16 protein-coding genes are annotated in these 19,138 nt (G+C 41.6%); 10 read left to right on the forward strand and 6 right to left on the reverse strand.

Going from position 1 to position 19,138, the window contains the following annotated elements:
- Positions 1-118 precede the first annotated feature (118 nt).
- From AC5JM2_RS04330 to AC5JM2_RS04345, 4 genes are all read left to right on the forward strand, one after another.
- Positions 119-754 carry an SH3 domain-containing protein gene (locus tag AC5JM2_RS04330; RefSeq protein ID WP_495833683.1) on the forward strand — a complete coding sequence of 212 codons (636 nt, stop codon included), beginning with the start codon at positions 119-121 and terminating at the stop codon, positions 752-754.
- Positions 755-1,806: 1,052 nt separating this feature from the next.
- Positions 1,807-3,822 (forward strand): FAD-dependent oxidoreductase, encoded by a 2,016-nt coding sequence (locus AC5JM2_RS04335; RefSeq protein WP_495833705.1) that lies wholly within the window; start codon positions 1,807-1,809, stop codon positions 3,820-3,822.
- A 107-nt stretch (positions 3,823-3,929) separates the two neighbouring features.
- Positions 3,930-4,256, forward strand: a complete 327-nt coding sequence (gene clpS / locus AC5JM2_RS04340) for an ATP-dependent Clp protease adapter ClpS (RefSeq protein ID WP_495833684.1) — start codon at positions 3,930-3,932, stop codon at positions 4,254-4,256.
- A 12-nt stretch (positions 4,257-4,268) separates the two neighbouring features.
- Positions 4,269-4,562: a DUF2103 domain-containing protein gene (locus tag AC5JM2_RS04345; RefSeq protein WP_495833685.1), complete on the forward strand. Its 294-nt coding sequence runs from the start codon at positions 4,269-4,271 to the stop codon at positions 4,560-4,562.
- A gap of 46 nt (positions 4,563-4,608) precedes the next feature.
- Here the strand turns inward: AC5JM2_RS04345 and AC5JM2_RS04350 are convergent, their stop codons facing one another.
- The 3 genes from AC5JM2_RS04350 to AC5JM2_RS04360 form a co-directional block, all read right to left on the reverse strand.
- Complete coding sequence (locus AC5JM2_RS04350; protein WP_495833686.1) at positions 4,609-4,929, reverse strand: hypothetical protein; 321 nt, start codon at positions 4,927-4,929, stop codon at positions 4,609-4,611.
- 259 nt (positions 4,930-5,188) lie between these two features.
- A complete protein-coding gene (locus tag AC5JM2_RS04355) occupies positions 5,189-5,440 on the reverse strand; it encodes a recombinase family protein (RefSeq protein WP_495833687.1) in 252 nt (83 codons plus the stop codon).
- The gene (locus tag AC5JM2_RS04360) at positions 5,424-5,912 is read right to left on the reverse strand and encodes a molybdenum cofactor biosynthesis protein MoaE (RefSeq protein WP_495833688.1); all 489 of its coding nucleotides are present in this window, start codon (positions 5,910-5,912) and stop codon (positions 5,424-5,426) included. The genes AC5JM2_RS04355 and AC5JM2_RS04360 overlap by 17 nt, the downstream gene beginning before the upstream one ends.
- A 659-nt stretch (positions 5,913-6,571) precedes the next feature.
- Here AC5JM2_RS04360 and AC5JM2_RS04365 point away from each other — a divergent pair.
- The 5 genes from AC5JM2_RS04365 (at position 6,572) to AC5JM2_RS04385 (ending at position 15,762) form a co-directional block, all read left to right on the forward strand.
- Positions 6,572-9,172: a hybrid sensor histidine kinase/response regulator gene (locus tag AC5JM2_RS04365; protein ID WP_495833689.1), complete on the forward strand. Its 2,601-nt coding sequence runs from the start codon at positions 6,572-6,574 to the stop codon at positions 9,170-9,172.
- A gap of 325 nt (positions 9,173-9,497) precedes the next feature.
- The gene (locus tag AC5JM2_RS04370; protein WP_495833690.1) at positions 9,498-12,797 is read left to right on the forward strand and encodes a PAS domain-containing protein; all 3,300 of its coding nucleotides are present in this window, start codon (positions 9,498-9,500) and stop codon (positions 12,795-12,797) included.
- Between the two features lie 129 nt (positions 12,798-12,926).
- Complete coding sequence (locus AC5JM2_RS04375; protein ID WP_495833691.1) at positions 12,927-13,373, forward strand: response regulator; 447 nt, start codon at positions 12,927-12,929, stop codon at positions 13,371-13,373.
- Positions 13,374-13,389: 16 nt separating this feature from the next.
- Positions 13,390-15,282 carry a hybrid sensor histidine kinase/response regulator gene (locus AC5JM2_RS04380; protein ID WP_495833692.1) on the forward strand — a complete coding sequence of 631 codons (1,893 nt, stop codon included), beginning with the start codon at positions 13,390-13,392 and terminating at the stop codon, positions 15,280-15,282.
- An 87-nt stretch (positions 15,283-15,369) separates the two neighbouring features.
- Positions 15,370-15,762 carry a nuclear transport factor 2 family protein gene (locus AC5JM2_RS04385; protein WP_495833693.1) on the forward strand — a complete coding sequence of 131 codons (393 nt, stop codon included), beginning with the start codon at positions 15,370-15,372 and terminating at the stop codon, positions 15,760-15,762.
- 24 nt (positions 15,763-15,786) lie between these two features.
- On the opposite strand, the gene pyrR is transcribed toward AC5JM2_RS04385, so the two are convergent.
- The 3 genes from pyrR to AC5JM2_RS04400 all read right to left on the reverse strand — a co-directional run bounded on the left by pyrR (position 15,787) and on the right by AC5JM2_RS04400 (position 18,003).
- Positions 15,787-16,335 carry a bifunctional pyr operon transcriptional regulator/uracil phosphoribosyltransferase PyrR gene (gene pyrR / locus AC5JM2_RS04390; RefSeq protein WP_495833694.1) on the reverse strand — a complete coding sequence of 183 codons (549 nt, stop codon included), beginning with the start codon at positions 16,333-16,335 and terminating at the stop codon, positions 15,787-15,789.
- Positions 16,336-16,532: 197 nt separating this feature from the next.
- Positions 16,533-17,492 (reverse strand): adenosylcobinamide-phosphate synthase CbiB, encoded by a 960-nt coding sequence (gene cbiB / locus AC5JM2_RS04395; protein ID WP_495833695.1) that lies wholly within the window; start codon positions 17,490-17,492, stop codon positions 16,533-16,535.
- A gap of 67 nt (positions 17,493-17,559) precedes the next feature.
- Positions 17,560-18,003 (reverse strand): Rrf2 family transcriptional regulator, encoded by a 444-nt coding sequence (locus AC5JM2_RS04400; protein ID WP_495833696.1) that lies wholly within the window; start codon positions 18,001-18,003, stop codon positions 17,560-17,562.
- A 689-nt stretch (positions 18,004-18,692) separates the two neighbouring features.
- Between AC5JM2_RS04400 and AC5JM2_RS04405 the strand changes: the two genes are divergently transcribed.
- On the forward strand, positions 18,693-19,106 hold the full coding sequence (locus AC5JM2_RS04405) for an AbrB family transcriptional regulator (RefSeq protein ID WP_495833697.1): 414 nt from the start codon (positions 18,693-18,695) through the stop codon (positions 19,104-19,106).
- Positions 19,107-19,138 lie beyond the last annotated feature (32 nt).

A 19,138-nucleotide genomic window follows, 5' to 3' on the forward strand; every position in this document is an offset into this window, starting at 1 on the left:
GGATTTGATGTGAAACGGCAAAATATCCGTAATCTTCCCAGGACGGGTTGAAGTTTAATAGCAGTGCGAAAATAACTTTTCGATGAAATATTGTTAATTAGCTTTAGGATATAATTTAATGCCTTCCATTGCTTACGTTTCAACAAAAGATGGTGACTCCCTCGCGGTTCGCAAGCTTCCTGACGGGGAAAAAATAGATTCTTTGATTAATGGTACTGAAGTAACTGTAAGCAGCGAACCTGTATATGCAGGAAACAGGAATTGGGTACAAATTGGAGCGAATCGTTGGGTAGCGAATGAGTTTATAAAAATCATCAAAGGAGCGAGAGTGGTTGCTAATCGCTCGTTAAAAACCATCAGTGGTGGTTTGAGGATATACCAGACTCGACTCATTGATGGCAGAAATCAAGTTGTGAATACAGTACGAGGTGTTTCTGGTCGAGCGAACAAGCAAACTCCATCTGATATTGCGGGTTCTCAAACGCCTTTACCTTTTGGAATTTACACTTTCAACTATCCAGGAATAGTAGAATTTAAAGGGGGAGAATTTGGTGGTGTTTGGTCTCCAGTTACGCCGACTTTCAAAACTGAACGCTCAGAAATAGGTATTCACTACGATCCATCAGCTTTGCTACAAAATGCTAACAGTGGTACAGCAGGTTGTTTTGCCACACCAACTGTTGAGGAAAAAGACACTATGACAAACTTTATTCGCACTTACAAACCAACTCATTTTATTGTTTACCAAGGGTAATAGCCCTCTTCTGTCACTCTCCGAAAACATTTGCCATTTCTGAATTCTAGAGCTTTTGTATAGCAAGCGATTGCGCAATTCTTTTCTAATAACAAATACAAGACCCATTTTTTTCTAATAGCATAGCTTGTATTGATTGCCTCATGAGGCTTCTAGCGATACGCCTCTGGCGTCTGCCCTTTGGGCAATCGCCTTCCCGGAAAGTGACAGAAGAGGGATAGTGCAGTTCTAAATCATTTGTGAAAAACAAAAACCCCGACAATTTTTACGAAGTCGGGGTTCTGTGTCCCTCAATTTTAATCGCCAAGTGCAAAATATGAACTAGTACACGTTGGCGTAAGTCCTGCGTAAGCGATAGCTCCACTCTTACGAGAAGCCGCTACGCGTCTACGCGGAGCGAGGCTCAAATCTATGCCCTAAGTCCTTACGGACACGCTGCGCTTACGGGCACGCGCTCGTCCCAAGGGGACACGCTCTTGCAACGCTATCGGTGATTTTGACGTCTCGGCTCATTTCGACTTCGCTCAATGTAAACCGCTCGACGTCAAAGCTGAGCGAAGCGATGCACTGAGCTTGTCGTTGTGTCGAAGCTTTGAATTTTGAATTGGTATCACCCCAACCCCTGCGAACCCACACCAGAGGGTGCCGCAAGCGGTTGAGGTTCTTCGTTTTTTATAAGTGTTCATCCGGACATGATATTACACCGAATGCGCGGTCATCGCAATAAAAAAAGCCCGCTTTTAGCGGGCACAACAACACAACACAAATGGTCTAGCTCAGAGGGTGGTGAAGCGCTTACTCTGTGATAAATTAGTTGTCTTACATTGTTCAAGTAAAATCTTGGTGTTCATTGTTTCAGTTTCCCTTTTTTGTTTGTGTGGCGGCATTGATTGAAACCGCTTCTGATATTTCATATGGGTGACTTTTGATTTTTATGCACTTAAGGCAAATGTATTTGTTTAATTTGTCTGGCTGAAGAAAAAAAAGTCACCAGGAAATTTGGGAAGAATGCTGTAAAAGGTGATTTAGGAGTTGAACGGATCTTGTTAAGAATTAAGCGATCGCTATCTATACTGACTCTTTTCTCTTTTCTCGTACCATACGCTGTCGTTGCTGCACCACCCAGAACACCAGACAAAACAGTCAACTGTGACATCCTTGTTGTAGGTGGAGGACTGTCTGGTGTCGCCACAGCTTATGAGGCAATATTGGCAGGCGAAACGGTGTGCCTGACCGAAATTACTGATTGGTTGGGAGGACAAATCTCCTCGCAAGGAACTGCTGCACTTGATGAACGACCAACTCAGCGTCGCAAACTCTTCTACTCTCGCGGTTACTTAGAACTGCGAAAACGTATTGAGAGCAAATACCGTGGTAATATTAACCCTGGTAACTGTTGGGTAAGTGACTCGTGTTTTCTGCCGCGCGATGGTCATGAAATTTTGACTTCAATGCTCAAAGATGCTGAAAAAAAAGGCAAAGGAAAGTTGCAATGGTTCCCGAACACGGTGATTAAGGAATTGGAATATAGTAGCGACGGGAAGCTCATTAGTAGTGCGATCGCCATCCAACATCAACCAGTTCAAGGTGCACCACCCCTCAACACAACTCCATTATCTCAAACCATCGAAGACACTTATACCTACCAAAACTCATCCCGCTTTAGCAAAACTATTGTCCGCCTCGCCCCCAAACAAACCAAAAGTAAAGCTGGCAATAACGCTCCTAACTGGTATGTTGTAGACACTTCAGAAACTGGCGAAATTATCGCTCTTGCTGACGTTCCTTACAGACTAGGAATTGATGCTCGTTCTTATTTGGAACCTTCTTCTTCCAGTCCTCAAAACGATCCTTTTTGTACTCAGGGCTTTACCTACACCTTTGCAATGGAGGCGACCAAAGACCCGCAACCGCAAACAATGCCCGCATTTTATCCACAATACTCTCCATATTATAGTTATGAATTGAAGCGCTTAGCAAGTTTTCCCTTGGTTTTCACCTACCGTCGCATTTGGAGTCCCACCAAAGGACAACCAATGGAATTTGGTGGTGTCAAGTTTAACGCTCCCACCCCAGGGGATATCTCAATGCAAAACTGGACTTGGGGCAATGATTACCGTCCTGGAACTTCTGCTGATAACCTCATTTACACTCGTCAACAGTTACAAGCGAGTGGGCAACTGAAGCCAGGAGGTTGGATGGGTGGACTGCGAACAGAATCTTTACGCAAAGCTGAGGAAAATGCTTTAGGATACTATTACTGGTTGAGCGCCGGGGATACAGATTCTCAATTGGGCAATGGTGTCAAGCAGCCACAACCAAATCTCCGCTTTTTATCGGGCTTAGATTCCCCAATGGGGACAGCGCATGGCTTGTCGAAACATCCATATATGCGAGAAGGACGACGTATTATTGGACGCCCTAGCTGGGGACAACCCGAAGGCTTTTCTATTTGGGAAATTGATATCTCTCGTCGCAACTACAATGACGAGTACTACCGCAAAACACTACCACCAGATATGTATCGCCGCCTAAAAGCCGCATTAGGAGGTTTGGAAGCAGCATCAGTTCTTTCAGGGCAGATCAGTCCCGATAAGGTAGCGCGGCGTACTCGTTCCACTATTTTCCCTGATGCTGTGGGTATCGGTCACTACGCCATAGACTTTCATCCTTGCATGACCAAAAGCCCTCCAGAAACGCCCGGAAATACAGATCGTGCCGGTGAAAGACGTGGTGCTGGGCAAGCTTATCCTTTCCAAATTGCACTCAGGGCGATGATTCCTCAAAAAATCGACAATTTACTCGTCGGTGGTAAAAGCATTGCAACTAGTCACATCGCAGCAGCAGCATACAGGGTACACTCTTTTGAATGGTCTGCGGGTGCAGCAGCGGGCACGACAGCAGCTTTTGCCCTGAAAAATGGCATCGCACCCTACCAACTCGTAGATAAATTGCCCTTACCAGAACCGCGATTACAACTCCTCAAACAGCTGTTGGAGAAAAATGGTAACCCTACTGCCTTCCCGGATACCTCGATTTTTAACCAAAATTGGGATGATTGGAAGTAATTAGTCATTAGTCATTAGTCATTAGTCATTGGTCATTAGACTATTGACTATGGACTACACTAGTTAATTGTAGTTTAGTTTTGTTAAGCTTTTTGGCTAGGTGTACTATGGTTACAAGACTTTCAGCAGCTGTTTACGGGATGGCAACAGCACCAACTAAAGCTCCTGAACGGTCTAGTCAAGTGACCCGCAAGCCATATCCAAATTATAAAGTGATTGTATTGGATGATGATTTTAATACTTTCCAGCACGTTCACGATTGTTTGGTAAAGTATATTCCGGGTATGACTAGCGATCGCGCTTGGAAACTGACAAACCAAGTGCATAACGAAGGTCAAGCTATTGTCTGGACAGGTCCCCAAGAACCTGCTGAATTCTATCATCAGCAGCTTTCGAGAGCTGGTTTGACGATGGCTCCCCTTGAAGCCGCATAATACTGTAAGAAAATGACAAAACCCACTGAGGGCAGACTTGTTTGGAATCACTCAACCCACATTAGTGGTCTTATCCCAATCCTAGAACGTCTCACACGTCAGGATGGGATTCAAACCGTAACACCGGGACAAATTGGGCGAGTCAAAGGTCATAGCCCTCATTTACAATTGCGGATTTCAGTACCAATTCGCGGTGGGTTTAAGGCGATCGCACGCCACGGCAAAACAGTGCAAGAGGTGTTTATTGTGACGAATTTGGATCAAAATCAACTTGAGGAGGCGATCGCCTTTGCGATGAAAAAGTAATTTCTAGTCTTTGTGTCCAAAGTCCAATGGTTAATTCTACTAATGACTATTCCTGAACACGACTGACTGCAAATTTATGTAGCGGAAGGCTGACGATGCAAGAAAATGTTAAGAAATATGACAGTGCCGTCGTTATCCTTAAACTCATGACTACAGTTTCCCAATCAGGTAAAACTATTTTTTGGATAGCGAAAGCAACACAGTAAACTAGCCAGTAGGAAAAGCTCATTCTAAACAGAATCTTCTCTGTTTCTTCTACTTCATTATTTTCTTGCTTGCGCTCCCATAGTAACAATAGACCAGTAATGCAAGCGATAAAGGAAAGAAGCACAAAAAAATCGTGACAAACTAAATTTACTGAATGCATGCGTTGATATCCCAAAAATTTTCTATATCTATAGGAGATCAGTCTAAAGGAATAATCTTTTGGAATAAACCAATAGTTACAAACTGAAATAGATAACTCCCAATTTTGTAAATAAGTGCAAATAAGTTATAAGTTTGTTGTTAGTCGTTTGTTGTTAATTGTTATTTATTAACAATCTTGAACTTCACAAGCACCAATACTCACCCAGGTATTTGAACCGTCTGCCCAATGTTTTTTTCTAGGTAAAGAACGGGATAATCTATCTAATAGGAGTGACAATTACTTTTTTTATTAATCCTAATCTTACCCAATCCATAAGCTTTTGAAACTGTAGACGTTGAGACTCTTTATCTTCTCTACCAGATTCTACATCTGTCAAAACTAACTCAACGCTATATGCTTTTAATCTAGCTATTTGCTGGTTGAGTGCTGGTGTATTCTCTGCCTGTTCACGAGAACTGACACGTGAATAGGCAACACATTCGGGGATTTTCTCAGGGGTTGTGTTCACAAGCGCCAATACTCACCCAGCTACTTGAACCATCAGCCCAATGTTCTTTTTTCCAAATCGGAGCGTTGTGTTTGAGAGTATCTATCGCATAGCGACACGCTTCAAACGCTTCAGAACGATGAGGACAACCCACGGCAACTAAAACGCTGATTTCACCAACTTGCAACCGTCCAACACGATGATAAATGACGACACGGTTCACAATAGACCATTTTTGACGAATATCAGCAGCAATTTGATAAAACACCCGCATTGCCATCGGTTCATAAGCTTGATATTCTAGAGCAATCACAGGTTTACCATCTGTTTGATTACGAACCATCCCACTCATAACCACAACAGCGCCATTTGTTGAGTTATCCGCTTTGCCATAAACCTCTTCAATAGACAATGGCGCAAAGCTAACGGCAAAGCTATCTTCAGCTTTCGGCTGAATGGCAGAGGTAACAGAAGCTACGAGACCCAAGTTCATCTGAATAATTTCTATCTGTATGGGGAATTTATTCTTTTAAGTTGAATTCTAAAAAAGAATACCAACAATTATATAAATTTGGTTTACTTTACGTAATCTCACTGAAAATAAAAAAGTTTGTCATCCTCCTTTAGGCATACTACTATAATGAAGTGACTTAAATGGAGAATCCGATAGTAACTTCGTCGAGCTATCAAGTGCAGCAAGTACCAATTTTACCTAAAGGTAAGTTCCTAGTTCGAGCTACCAGTTGCAAGTAGTATAAGTAGCCGTCATGAACTGTGTACACCTTAGTAGGAACGGCCCGCCAGAAAGCTATCGGGGAAGACCTCCGGTCTCACTGCGATAGCCTTGCGGTGGGCGTCTACAAGTCGGGAAAGTGTAGCCGCGCACTGCCTCACCAAAACATATGAAAATATTTCTCCCAGCCTACGGCTCGTCGCTCCGCTAACATTCACTCACTCCCTCTCTGGTAACTTTCAACTCAGGTATGTTTAGTTTTTGGAAATTAAAAAGCAAATGTACATGGCAGTTGCAAACCGACTTAGAGTAAACATTGAATTCATGCCGTCACCTTAAAACTTCACTTGTTGAAGAATCTGGAGAACCCTGTATCACATCAAGACAAGCGATCATTCAATATTATAGGAAAAGATATAATGAATCTTTTATTGTCTAACAATGAAGCAGCAAGGCTTGTGGCTCTCCATCAGTATGACATTCTCGACACAGCACCAGAACAAGCATTTGACGATTTGGCATTCTTAGCCGCCCAGACTTGCGCAACACCGATTGCAGTAATAAATTTGATAGACACTAACCGTCAGTGGTTCAAAGCTAAAGTCGGGTTGGATGTGGAAGAAATGCCTCTGGATATTGGGTTTTGTCCCCTTTGTATCCAACAACGTGATATTTTAATCATTCCTGATACTTTGAGTGATGAACGGTTTGCTACTAATCCCATAGTAACGTCTGCTCCTTATGTGAGATTTTATGCTGGAGTTCCTTTAGTAACATCAGAAGAACAAGCAATAGGGACTGTATGTGTTGTTGATCGCGTACCGAGGAAAATCAGCCCCGAACAAGTGGAGTCGCTAAAAGCAATTAGCCGCTTAGTGATCAGACAACTAGAGTTACGCCGAAATTTAACTCAGCTAAGTAGTATAAAAGCAGAATATCAGCAAGCAGAAGAGAAATTGTGTTGGAAAGAAGCACTTTTGCGCTCAATGACTAGGGTCTCTCCACTAGCATTTTACATTGTTGATCACCGTACTAGTAAGATTTTATATGTCAATGAATCCTTTGGTGAAATTTTAGGCATTCAACACCTGAAAGAGCAAATTGAATTCGGCAAATTGAAACATGAGGATGTCATCAACAAATGCGACGAATTGACAGAAGTTTCGCCTTTCATTTCCTGTCAATTAATTCCAAGTCAAACGTGCATACGTGAGGACGAAATTTTCTTGAATGATGGTCGCATTATCAAACGGTTTTCTAAAGGTATTCGAGATGAAAATGACCAATATTTTGCACAGCTATATATTTTTGAGGATATCACGGTACGCAAACTAGCAGAACAGCAAGTTCGTGAACAAGCAGAATTACTCGATATTGTTACAGACGCAATTATTGTACGTGATTTAAGTAGCAATAGAATTTTACTGTGGAATAAAAGTGCCGAGAACCTTTACGGTTGGAAAGCAGAAGAAACTCTTGGTAAAAAAACAGAGGAAATTTTCTCTAACGAACCCTTGCCGCAATACTGGGAAATTTCTAAAAATGTTTTGGAATCTGGCTCATGGCAAGGTGAGTTACAAACAATCACGAAATCTTGCAAAAAAATTATTGTTGAAAGTCGTTGGACACTAGTACGTGATGAGTATTTTCAACCGAAATCAATCCTTGTAGTTGATACTGATATCACAGAGAAAAAACAATTAGAAAAGCAATTTTTACGCAATCAGCGTCTGGAGAGTATAGGTACTCTCGCAAGTGGTATTGCTCACGATTTAAATAATGTGCTGTCTCCAATTTTGATGTCAGTACCAATGCTCAAAGCGAGTTGCGATGATGAGCGTAGTCAGCAAGTGCTAACCATTGTAGAAAATAATGCCAAACGCGGTGCCAATTTAGTGAAACAGGTGCTGTCATTTGCAAGCGGAACTGAAGGCAATTGGGTAAAATCCAGCCCCTCTACGGATGATGCTCCGAAGGGAGCCGCCTTCGGCGATCGCGTCGGCTGTGATTATCCAAAGCGTCCCTCCCATAGGTGCGGCGAAGCACGAAATGCCTGCACTGAAGTTCCTTCAGGGAGGCAATCTTCGATTGGCTGGGCGTATACGAGCGCTGGCACTGTACTTCAATTGAAGGAATTGATTTCAGAAATGACGCAAGTTGTTGAACAAACTTTTCCCAAATCAATAGTCGTCCAAACGAAAATTCAGTCAAATTTATTACCTTTATATGGTGATAGCACACAAATTTATCAAGTGCTAATGAATTTGTGTCTCAATGCTCGTGATGCGATGATAAATGGCGGAACTTTGCAAATTTCTACCAAGAATGTTTTCATTGATCAAAACTTTGCCAAAATGCATCTTGATGCTCAAGTCGGTTCTTACATTGTCCTCACAGTTTCTGACACAGGAATTGGTATCCCCAACGAACTCTTAGATAAAATTTTTGAACCATTTTTTACAACTAAAGAGTTTGGTCAGGGAACCGGACTTGGATTGTCAACTGTCATGCGTATTATTAAAGGTCATGGTGGGTTCATGATTGTATCTAGTAGCGTCGGCAAGGGCACAAAATTTCAAGTCTACCTGCCAGCAATCAAGACAGCTACGATGCAGTTAACCGAAGATCGAGAAAGTATACCAACCGGATACGGAGAATGTATTTTGGTTGTAGATGACGAACCTGCGATCAGAGAAATTACAAAAGTTTCTTTAGAAAAGAATAATTACAAAGCAATGACTGCCAGTGATGGTATAGAGGCAGTCGCACTCTATGCCCAGCAGAAAGATAAAATTAGTGCGGCAATTGTCGATATGATGATGCCAGATATGGATGGAATCACGACTATCAATACCTTGCACAAAATGAACCCACTGCTGCATATCATTGCTGTTAGTGGACTAGCAACAAGCGAACAGATAGTATTAGACAAAGCCTCTGAGTTAATAGCATTTTTACCCAAGCCCCATACAGCACAGGAGTTACTAAAAACTTTGCATTCGGTTATTTCTCGTCATTAGATAAAGTTAAGAATTAACTCATCCCACAATGAAAGTGAAAACAACCCTTACGCTTCTAGTCACAAAAAGCCGATAGATTTAAAGTCATTAATCATGACTCCAAGTGTCCTTAGGAAACAAGAAAATATCCTTGTTAAAGAGTTGAGATTTTTAATTTTTTAATGACTGTGATCTATCACGAAACTAATAACTAATGACTAAAACGGCTGGCGTTTACCTTGTCCACTCTCAAGGATCGCTGACTCCAGCCGTTTTTTGTTGAAGTCGGAAAAGATGAGGGAGAATAACAAATAGCTGATAACAAATAACTGATAATAAATATCTAATGACTAATTTGATTCTGGTTGTAGACGATGACGCTTTGACGCGGTTACAACTACGAACTTTGCTACAAAAAGAAGGGTATCAAGTAGCAGAGGCAATCAATTCTGATCAAGCTTTAGAATTGTATATAAAAATACAGCCAGACATGGTGTTGCTGGATGCCATGATGCCAATGATGAATGGCATTAGCTGCTGTGAGCAATTGCAAACACTTCCTGGTGCTACGGAAATACCTATTTTAATGATGACTGATCCCAACGAATCAGCATCAGTGGAACGCGCTTGGGGTTCTGGTGCTATTGATTACATTACCAAGCCAATTAAGTGGCAAGTCTTGCGTCAAAGAGTGCGTCGTCTTTTGGAAGCTCATCACGCCATACAGAAATTGCGAGAGCAAACGGAACAGGCGCAGAGTCGAGAGGCGCAACTGGTGATGGCATTAGAAGCAGCCAGCATGATTACTTGGGACTGGGACATTCTGAATAACAAATTAACTTGGCCGGATAACCTCAAACCACTATTTGGCTTGGAAAGTGCTACTTATGAAGCTTTTATTGAACGCGTTCATCCGCAAGACCGAGATTTTGTCAACCGTTCAGTGATGCAGACTCTCCAAGAAGGCACAGAATACGACATCGAATTTCGTGTTGTTTGGCACAACGGTATGGTTTGTTGGGTAGCAAGCAAAGGTGTCGTTTTTCGTGATTCTTCTGGAGTCGCAGTGCGGATGACTGGAATAGGAATGGACATCACTAAACGCAAGCAATCGGAGGAGGCGTTAGAAGTTTATGCCAAACGGCAGGCACTTGTAGCAGAACTCACTCAAGTAGCACTAGCTGGTGTGGACTTAACCACGCTGATGGACGAAACTGTTGCCCTGGTAGCTCAATGCCTGAAAGTTGAGTATTGCAAGGTTTTGGAACTCTGTAGCGATAATAACACCTTACTGCTACGGGCGGGAGTGGGTTGGGAGCCAGGGCTTGTAGGATATGCAACTGTTGGTGCTGGAATGGACTCTCAAGCTGGTTATACCCTGTCTTCCCAAGAGCCAGTAATTGTTGATGATCTCCGCACAGAAGAGAGATTCAACGGACCTCATCTGCTGCATAAGCATCAAGTCGTCAGCGGTTTGTCAGTCATCATTCATGGCAAAGAGCGTCCTTTTGGCGTTTTAGGGGCACACACAACCACACAACGTACCTTCAGCAAAGATGACATTTACTTTTTGCAAGCTGTAGCTAATATGTTAGCTACAGCCATTGAGCGTCAAAAAGTCGAAGATGCTCTTAGAGAAAGTGAGCAACGCTGGCAGTTAGCTTTGCGGGGCAATAATGATGGTATTTGGGACTGGAATGTTAAAACGAATGAAGTCTTCTTCTCGACTCGCTGGAAGCAAATGCTTGGTTACTCTGAGCATGAGATTCCCAATCATTTTGATGAATGGATGAACCGCGTGCATCCAGATGATATGATTTCGGTAACACGAGTCATTCAAGACCACTTTGCAAGAATTACTTCTTTTTACATTAGTGAGTATCGAATCCGGTGTAAAAACGGTAGTTACAAATGGATTTTGGATCGAGGTCAAGCACTCTGGGATGATGAAGGTACAGTTGTGCGAATGGCTGGCTCCCATACAGATATTACTGAACGTAAGCTGGCAGACGAAAAACTACAAGAAAGCGAAAAGCGTTTTCAAATACTTGCTCGTGCTACGAATGATGCTGTCTGGGATTGGGATTTACTGACAAATAAACTGTGGTGGAATGACAACGTACAAACTCTGTTTGGTTATTCAACAGAGCAAGTCAAAAGTGAAGTGACTTGGTGGCATGAGCATATACACCCAGATGATAGAAACAGAATTATTTCTGACATTCATGCTGTGATCAACAGCAATCAACATTTCTGGTCGAATGAATATCGCTTTCGCCGTGTTGACAATTCTTATGCCTACATTTTTGAGCGTGGTTATGTTGTTCATGACAACACAGGCAAGTCAGTGCGAATGATTGGGGCAATGATAGACTTTTCTGAACGCAAGCGGGTTCAACAAGAGCTACAGCGCCAGAACTTGCGATCGCAATTGTTTGCCAATATCAGTTTAAAAATTCGTCAGTCCTTACAAATTAATGAAATTCTCCAAACCAGTGTCACAGAGGTACAAAAGCTACTGCAAGCTGAGCGTGTCCTCATTTTTCGCTTGCTTCCAGATCGTTCTGGAATAGTGGTGCAAGAAGCTGTGGTTCCCGGTGTGCCTACCGTTCTCGGACAAAACCTCCATGACCCTTGCTTTGTCGAAGATTATGTTCAGAAATACTGCAATGGACGGATTAGTGCTGTTAGCGATATTGAGGGAGGTGGTGTTGAGCCTTGCTATATGGAATTTCTGAAAAAACTTAATGTTAGATCTAACCTTATTGTCCCTATTCTCCTAAAAAATCAACTTTGGGGGCTGCTCATCGCCCATCAGTGTACTCGTCCTCGTCAATGGACGAGCTGGGAAACTGAGCTTTTGCGACATCTAGCGGATCAAATGGGCATTGCTCTTGCGCAAGCTCAACTCTTGGAACAAGAAACTCGTCAACGCCAAGAACTCATCCGTTCTAATGACGAGCTGCAACAATTTGCCTTTGTCGCCTCTCACGATTTGCAAGAGCCATTGCGTAAAATCAAAACATTTGGCGATCGCTTGAAAGCGACTTGTGGTCATCTTTTAACAGAACAAGGACTAGATTACCTAGAACGGATGCAGAATGCAACCCGTAGAATGCAGGCTTTGGTTGAAGATTTGTTAACACTTTCACGAGTGACTACTAGGGCTCAGCCTTTTGTCCCAGTGAATTTGACACAAATTACGAAAGAAGTTTTGTCTGATTTGGAAGTACGTATCCAACAAACCCAGGCGTATGTGGAGGTAGGCGAATTACCTATCATTCATGCCGATCCGCTCCAGATGCGTCAACTACTACAAAACCTCATCGGCAATGCTCTGAAATTCTGCCGTAAAGAAGAACCACCTATTGTTAAGATTTACCAGATATTAAACCAACAAGATGTTGTCCAAGTGTGTCAGATTATTGTAGAAGATCATGGCATTGGTTTTGATGAAAAGTATCTTGACCGCATCTTCAACGTTTTTCAACGCCTGCATGGTCGTAGCGAATATGAAGGGACTGGTATAGGTTTGGCTATCTGCCGGAAAATTGTTGAACGTCACAACGGCAGCATCTCGGCACAAAGTACATTAGGGCAAGGATCGAAATTTGTCATCATACTTCCAATGCATCCTCCTGCATAATATGCTCTTGCTTAAAAGGCTTTATCATACGCCCAGAGGTTGTCGAGGATTTGGCAACCTATCTTCATTCATCTGTTGCGATTTAATAATCAATTAATCCTAAAACCAACGCAAAGGAGAAAATGCACAGTGAAGGGTCGGCAAATAACCATCAGAATTTTGATGGCTGATGATGATGAGGATGATTGTATGTTAGCTCGCGAGGCGTTGGCAGAAAGTCGATTGGCAAACGAGTTACACATCGTTAACGATGGTGAAGAATTAATGGATTATCTTTATCATCGTGGTATGTATACCCACAAAAGCAGTGCACCGCGACCACATATAATTTTGTTAGATTTAAATATGCCCAAAAAAGATGGTCGTGAGGCGCTTAAAGAGATTAAAGCTGATCCACATTTAAGGCAAATTCCCGTTGTTATTCTGACGACCTCCAAGGCAGAAGAAGATGTTTATAGCAGTTACGATTTGGGTGCCAACTCATTCATCATCAAACCTGTCACCTTCACGTCTTTGGTGGAAGTTATGAAAACACTAGGAAAGTACTGGTTTAACATCGTGGAACTGCCACTATAAGCAAAAGGAGGCAGAAATGAAAGAAAGTCCATTCAAAGTTCTTCTTGTTGATGATGATGAAGATGATTACGTTTTAACTCGTGATTGGTTTGGTGAATTTCAAGTCGCTTGTGGCGAATTGGAATGGAAAAATAGTTATCAGGCAGCAATGGATGCAATTGTTAAGAATCAATACGATGTCTGTCTTGTAGATTATCGTTTGGGTGCCAGTAACGGACTAGATTTGTTGCGTGAAGCAATTCATCAAGGCTGCTCTTCCCCAATCATTTTACTCACAGGAAAAGGAGATAGGGAAATAGACATTGAAGCAATGAAAGCAGGTGCAGCAGATTATTTAGAAAAAAGTCAGTTGACTGCTCCAATGCTTGAACGTTCTATTCGTTACGCAGTTGAGCGCAAGCGAGCAGAACAAAAGATTCGCGAACACGCCGCACTCCTTGATGTTGCGACTGATGCCATTTTTGTACGCGATTTAAACAAGAGAATTTTATTTTGGAATAAATCAGCCGAGCAACTATATGGTTGGAAAGCAACTGAAGCGATTGGCAAGAATACATCAGAACTTTGGCATGAGAAAGATATAGTACAATTTCAAGAAGCTCTTGCAACTTTATTGAAAAATGGTTCCTGGGAAGGCGAGCTGCATCAGATAACAAAATTGAAGAAAGAAATTATTGTTGAAAGTCGCTGGACACTTGTGCGCGAGTTTGATAAACAGGGACAATCAATTCTTGTTGTTAATACTAATATTACAGAAAAAAAAGAATTAGAAGCACAATTTTTTCGTGCTCAGCGTTTGGAAAGTATTGGAACTTTAGCAAGCGGTATTGCCCACGACCTCAATAATGTTCTTGCACCCATTTTAATGACCGCTCAACTTTTAGAATCGCAGCTGAATGACCAGCGGAGTAAACGACTGCTGCCAATATTAATATCTAACGCGAAACGAGGAGCAAGTTTAGTTAAACAAGTGCTTTCATTTACTCGCGGGATTGAGGGCGAGCGCACTCTCTTGCAATTAAAGCACTTAATAAGAGAAATTCAGCAAATTGTTAAAGAAACGTTTCCCAAATCTATTGAAGTTTTTACTTCACAAGACCAAACCCTTTGGACAGTTTCAGGTGATGCAACTCAATTGCATCAAGTCCTAATAAATTTGTGCGTTAATGCTCGTGACGCAATGCCTCATGGCGGTCAATTGACAATTTTGGCGGAAAATTTCATGATTGATAAAAATTACGCCAAGATGTATATTGATGCTCAAGTTGGTTCCTATGTTGTCATTACTGTTACTGATACTGGAATTGGTATTCCACAGGAAATTATAGACCGCATTTTTGAACCATTTTTTACAACGAAAGACCTAGGCAAAGGAACAGGACTTGGTCTTTCTACTGTACTTGGGATTGTTAAAAGCCACGGTGGTTTTGTGAATGTGTATAGTGAGGTAGGAAAAGGCACCCGATTTAAGGTGTTTTTACCAGCACAAGAAGCTACGGAAACTCCAGAAGAACAAGATTTGGAATTACCAAACGGTAATGGAGAACTCATTTTGGTTGTGGATGATGAAGATTCAATTCGAGATGTTACGAAAACATCGCTAGAAAGCTATAATTACAAAGCAATAATTGCTAGCGATGGCATTGAGGCGATCGCTCTTTATGCAGAACACCAGGATGAAATCTCTGTGGTCTTAACAGATATGGTTATGCCTTCTATGGATGGAATAACCACAATCCGGACCTTAAAAAAAATGAATCCTGCAGTCAAAATTATTGCCGTTAGTGGACTCGCTTCTAGTGAAAAGGTGAATACAGTCAATAACATGGGTGTTAAAGCCTTTTTATCTAAACCGTATACCGCAAAGCAGTTATTACAGACTATTAGTGCTGTCAAAAGTGGGAATTAAAATAAGGGAAATCGTTAATTGTTAGTAGTTAGTCACTACTAACAATTAATAAACAACATTTGCTATTCCCAATCTCCACGAAGAATAATGAGCAACCAATCTTCTGAAGTTTTAGCCGTCAACGCAGCTTTTTATCGAGCTTTTGAAAAAAAAGATATCGAGGCAATGAGTACTGTCTGGTCTCAAGGAACTGGTAGTTTTTGTGTTCATCCCGGATGGAATGTACTGCGCGGTTGGAAGGAGATTCGCTCCTCCTGGGTTAACATTTTCAAAAATACTGCTTACATTGAGATAAATACGGAGATAGTGACGACAGTTGTGCGTGATCACATCGCCTATGTTGTACTTGTAGAAAATGTTCTTCAAATTATTAACGGTCAGAGAAGACTAGAAGCACAATCAATTGCGACGAATATGTTTGAGCTTCTAGGTGGTAAGTGGTATCTTGTGCATCATCACGCCAGTCCAATTATGCGCTGAAGGAGTGATAGGAAAGATAAGGAACTAATCTCCAATTAACTCCACTGCATCACGTCTATCCCAATTGTCTAAGTAAACTTTGACAATCTCTTCTTTAGCAGTGGGTAATTGCTTACCAACAAAATCTGGATGAATTGGTAACTCCCGATGACCTCTATCTACCAGCACGGCTAAACGAATGATCTCTGGTCTCCCATACTCGTTTACCGCATTTAAAGCCGCACGAATTGTCCGTCCTTTATAAATGACATCATCGACGAGGACAACTGTTTTCCCTGTTAAATCAAAAGGGATGTCAGTTTTTGCAGGAGTCCGCAACCCAATTTGGTCGAGGTCATCACGATAAAATGTAATATCCAAGGCTCCCGTCGCTATCGGTATACCTTCAAGCGCCTCTATTTGACGCGTCAGTAAGTGAGCTAGAGGTACACCTCTAGTATAAATACCTAGTAGTACGAGTTGAGACAAATCACGCGTTTTTTCTACGATTTGAGAAGCGAGACGATTCACGGTACGACGGAGTTCTTCAGGTGAGAGAATCTCAACCACTTTGGTTTCGACAGACGCAGTCATAGACCAATACCCCTGAACAATGAGTTAGACGACTATAACAAATGGGTCATTGTGACTGCTAGCTTTGGTGGTTAGTAGAATTTTCTACTAACCACTGATTATTCACAACTAGCCATTCCCAATTCCCTATTTCCATGATGATTCATGATCACGCTCAAATTCAAAGTTTGCTTGTTCAAAATTCCAAAAAATAGCCCTCACTGACTCAGCAGCAAAACTATTGCAACCCCCAACCACAGCAAAAAAGAATATCGAGTGAGTTGCAAAGCTTGATAAATGCAATTTGGGGTGATGGGATGGATGGCGTCTCCCAGGAGAGGTTTATGTTTTGCTACCCCACGATACCAATTTGTACCTCCCACCTGCACACCTAAAATAGCAGCATAGGCGCACTCACTCCAGCCAGAGTTAGGACTAGGATCACAAACAGCATCTCGACGGCAAATTCGCCAAACATATAAGGGTTTCCCCGACAGAAGTGCCAGAGTCATCACAGTTAACCGACAAGGAATCCAAGTTAAACAATCTTCTAACCGTGCACTGAACCATCCTAAATATGTATAAGGTTTTTCTCGATAGCCTACCATTGAATCAAGAGTACTGCTGGCTTTATATGCCAAAGCAAGGGTTGTTGGACCGATAACAGGGATAAATGCACCAAGAATCGCATAAAAAAGAGGAGCCATAACTCCATCAGTGGCATTTTCTGTTACTGTTTCTAGAACGGCTCGTAAAATTTCTAGTTCTGTTAAATTTTCTGTATCTCGTCCGACGTAATGACTTAAAGTAGAGCGGGCATCTACAATATGTCCTGTTGTTAATGGTTGTAAAACTATTTCGGCTGCTATTCTTAAACTTTTAAAAGCAAAACAGCTAGCTAAGAGAATACTTTCTAACGCCACTCCCAAAAACGGATGCAGTAATCTAGCACTTTGAATAAGTAGGTAGCCTATAAACCCGCTACCAATTATTAGGATAATGCCTAGCGCAATTCCGACAATGCGCTGTGTCAGGGAATTTTGACAATATGTGATACTAAATTTGGTAAAGCGAGAAATTGCCCACCCCATGACTCGTACTGGATGAGGCCAACCCCACGGATCGCCAATAAAGTAATCTAAAGTAGCAGCAATAATTAAAACAACAGCTGATGTCATTAGTCAATGGTCAAAAGTCAAGAGTTAACGATCAAAACTTAAGAGTCAACAGTCAAATTACTAATGACTAAACAATAAAATTGGCTTCTTCCCCAAGAGAAGCCTGCCAACTACGAGCGTCGTAATAAAGATCTGCCAAGGTAATACTGTACAATGCTTCTTTGAGCTTTTGGTGCAGCCTTTGCCAAAGAGTAAATGTGACCCAATCTTCTGCTTGTGTTTGAGAAGCTTGGTGGTGGGGTAAAGGTTCAATAGTTTCTCCAACTGCTTCTAAAACTTCTCCTAGAGAGATTTGTGCAGGTTCTCGAACCAACTGGTATCCACCGATGCTACCACGCATTGATTTTACTAATCCAGCACGACGCATTTCTATAAGCAGTTTTTCTAAGTAAGGAGCTGGAATATCTTGACGAGAGGCGATCGCCTTAGTAGAAACAGGACCATACCCAGGCTGTAAACTCAAATCGAGCAAGGCTTTGACACTGTAGTGTCCTCTAGTTGTTAGTTTCATTTTCGTAAGCTTTGTCCTTTGTCCTTTGTCTTTTGTAATGACTAATGACAAGTGCTAATGACTAAGAATCAGTTTTGCTTATCATTTTCTCTGCTAGTGATCAAATTTTGTAAGTAGACAACTTTTTTAGGTATGCTTTATAAAACTTAAACAAATACAGCGTAGTCGTCACCACCAAGCCAGAACTATAAAGTATGAATTATCCTGTACCATCCATTAGGGGGTGAAAACAGTGAACAGTGAACACTGAACACTGAACACTTATCTAGATTTGGTGATCCAGATTTAGACAGCGACTGAAATATACCACTTAAATAAGTCAGAGACTTTAGCTCTCTCAAAAAAAGTGGGCAGCAATTGCTGATAACTGATAACTGATAACTGCTTGAAACAAGGATACTTCACTGGAAAATTTTCTCTATGGTTCAATCGAGGACTTGTTTCCTCTTACTTTTTCCTTAATTTGGTCATTGACAAACATACAAACTATAGTTATCACCATTGCCTATCTTCTTTAAAATATATTGTATTGTTAATGTTGGTCATTCCGTCAAAATTTTGCTATCTGGGTGCAATCTACTTAGCAATAGCACCAGATAAAAAATAAATAATGGCGCTCGCACTAGCATAACATCAGCTAAAATAAAATCGATTCACTGTATTTGACCATTCGTTTTTGAATTAAGTTGATGGCTAAACAGAAAAAAATTGAACCCCTAGTTGGTGAAGATCTGCTCAAGAAAGTCAAAGAGCTAGAAAATCTAAGCAAAGAAGAAAAAGCTAAACACTGTGGCTACTATACCGTAACCAAAAACGGTATAGAGCGCGTCAACATGATGAAATTCTTAAATGCTCTTATTGATGCTGAGGGCATTCAGTTAGACAGCGCTCCGAGTGCAAATGGTCGAGGTGGACGCAGTGCAAGCTATAGAATTAGCGTGCAGTCGAACGGTAACTTGTTGATAGGTTCAGCCTATACCAAACAAATGAATCTCAAACCAGGAGATGAGTTTATCATTACTTTAGGCAAAAAGCATATTCGTTTGAGACAAGTAGACTCCGACGAGAGAGAAGAGGTCGAGCTAGCAGAAGTTGCTGTGTAAATAGTTATTAGTCGTTAGTCAAAAGTCATTAG

Source organism: Brasilonema angustatum, assembly GCF_059505445.1.

Coding starts and splice junctions, on each gene's coding strand:
- AC5JM2_RS04330 (WP_495833683.1), top strand. CDS start 119: ATGCCTTCCATTGCTTACGTTTCAACAAAAGATGGTGACTCCCTCGCG.
- clpS (WP_495833684.1), top strand. CDS start 3,930: ATGGTTACAAGACTTTCAGCAGCTGTTTACGGGATGGCAACAGCACCA.
- AC5JM2_RS04345 (WP_495833685.1), top strand. CDS start 4,269: ATGACAAAACCCACTGAGGGCAGACTTGTTTGGAATCACTCAACCCAC.
- AC5JM2_RS04350 (WP_495833686.1), bottom strand. CDS start 4,929: ATGCATTCAGTAAATTTAGTTTGTCACGATTTTTTTGTGCTTCTTTCC.
- AC5JM2_RS04360 (WP_495833688.1), bottom strand. CDS start 5,912: ATGAACTTGGGTCTCGTAGCTTCTGTTACCTCTGCCATTCAGCCGAAA.
- AC5JM2_RS04365 (WP_495833689.1), top strand. CDS start 6,572: ATGAATCTTTTATTGTCTAACAATGAAGCAGCAAGGCTTGTGGCTCTC.
- AC5JM2_RS04370 (WP_495833690.1), top strand. CDS start 9,498: ATGACTAATTTGATTCTGGTTGTAGACGATGACGCTTTGACGCGGTTA.
- AC5JM2_RS04380 (WP_495833692.1), top strand. CDS start 13,390: ATGAAAGAAAGTCCATTCAAAGTTCTTCTTGTTGATGATGATGAAGAT.
- AC5JM2_RS04385 (WP_495833693.1), top strand. CDS start 15,370: ATGAGCAACCAATCTTCTGAAGTTTTAGCCGTCAACGCAGCTTTTTAT.
- pyrR (WP_495833694.1), bottom strand. CDS start 16,335: ATGACTGCGTCTGTCGAAACCAAAGTGGTTGAGATTCTCTCACCTGAA.
- cbiB (WP_495833695.1), bottom strand. CDS start 17,492: ATGACATCAGCTGTTGTTTTAATTATTGCTGCTACTTTAGATTACTTT.
- AC5JM2_RS04400 (WP_495833696.1), bottom strand. CDS start 18,003: ATGAAACTAACAACTAGAGGACACTACAGTGTCAAAGCCTTGCTCGAT.
- AC5JM2_RS04405 (WP_495833697.1), top strand. CDS start 18,693: ATGGCTAAACAGAAAAAAATTGAACCCCTAGTTGGTGAAGATCTGCTC.